This window comes from Bacillus sp. C30, from assembly GCF_040838255.1.
Taxonomy (GTDB): domain Bacteria; phylum Bacillota; class Bacilli; order Bacillales; family Bacillaceae_G; genus Bacillus_A; species Bacillus_A mycoides.
The window spans coordinates 1-1,560 of record NZ_JBFPJH010000546.1 but is presented as its reverse complement, the minus strand read 5'-3'; the positions used below and the strand labels follow the sequence as shown (position 1 = coordinate 1,560).

The window sequence follows — 1,560 nt, the reverse complement described above, 5'->3', positions numbered from 1 at the left end:
TTATATAGAATAATTTATCTCTATACTGTGTTCCAGTTTTACTGTACCACCTCAATTGACGGAGATATAGAAAAAAGAGATTATAAAGAACGATCTGAAGAATTAAATAGACTCATAGAAAAAACCAAGAAAGATATAGAAAGCAACCAATCAAGTATCGATGAGGGAATGATAAGGTCTGCAATAAGAAATATAGGTGATACATGGACATTATTAGATGAGGAAACGAAGTCTAGTGCCGTCCGCTCTATATTCGATGAGATACACATAGATGACGATTTAAACATAGTAAAATACAAGCTACTTTAATTAGGTTAAGGTAGCGTATTCTTTTTCAAATGTTGCCCCTACTAATTCCGCAATATACTTAATTTCATCTACAATATGTTGTTTTAAGCTACTTACAGAACTTCTCACTTCGCTTCGTAATTTAATCTCATCTTGCAGTGTTTGAATAACTCCTAAATTAGTTGAGCTTTCTACAAGACCTTTAATATCCATGCTCATACTTTGTATACCATTTGGAATTAAGAATAATGAAGAAATAAGCTGTTTTTGTGTTTCTTTAGAAAAGACTTTTCCCGCCTTTTCTTCTACTTTTGTAAGTGAAACATGAACATCCGGATCAACAGCACGTAGCTCTTCTTGTAACATACGTGTCCATGATTTTAGTTTTTCTTCTACTTGCTGTACATCTTCTGCACGTAATAAAATTGTAGCTACACTTTCACGCGGAATTGCATTTGTTTTTAAGCCGCCATGAACTTCACTCATATTAAACTGAATGTGAAGTGATAAATCACGTAAAACTCGTCCTAATACTTTATTCGCATTACCGCGTTGTTTATCAATTTCCAAACCAGAATGTCCACCTTTAAGTCCCCCAACATATAGTCGGTATGTGTCCATATCTACTGACGCTTCATCCCAAATCACTGAAATCGTTTCAACTGCTTTCGCACCACCTGCGCTACTCACTAGTAATTTATGATCTTCTTCAGAATCAATATTAATAAATATTTTTCCGTCAAAATGATTTAAATCAACAGCGAATGCACCGCCCATTGTCGTTTCTTCTTCAGTTGTAATAACAACTTCTAAAGCTGGATGCGGGATGTCTGTTGAATCCAATAATGCTAATGCATATGCAACGGCAATACCATTATCAGCACCTAAAGTAGTTTCGTTTGCATATAACATATCTCCAATAATCCTTAATTCAATTGGATCTTTCTCAAAATCATGAACTGTCGCTTGTTTTTTTCACACACCATATCAGAGTGCCCCTGAATGATAATAGCTGGAACATTCTCATAACCAGAAGTAGCTTCTTTTTTTATAATGACATTTAACGCTTCGTCTTGAATAACTTCTAAATTACGTTCCTTTGCGAAACTCACTAAGTAATCACTAATTTCTTTTTCATTACCTGATCCTCTAGGAATCTTTGAAATTTCTGCAAAATGATAAAATACAGGGTGCTTTGTTAATTGTTCTAAAGTAGAATACATTTTTAAGCTCCTCTCCAATTGACAAAATAATATGTACGTCCTTTATTAT

2 pseudogenes are annotated in these 1,560 nt (G+C 34.0%); one reads left to right on the top strand and one right to left on the bottom strand.

The annotated features are described in order from the left end of the window. Positions 1–309: pseudogene (locus tag AB3X49_RS22715) on the top strand (hypothetical protein); the annotation flags it as partial. An 18-nt stretch (positions 310–327) separates the two neighbouring features. Here the strand turns inward: AB3X49_RS22715 and pepD are convergent. Next, positions 328–1,511 (bottom strand): annotated as a pseudogene (pepD, locus tag AB3X49_RS22710) (beta-Ala-His dipeptidase); the annotation flags it as partial. Between the last annotated feature and the right edge of the window lie 49 nt (positions 1,512–1,560).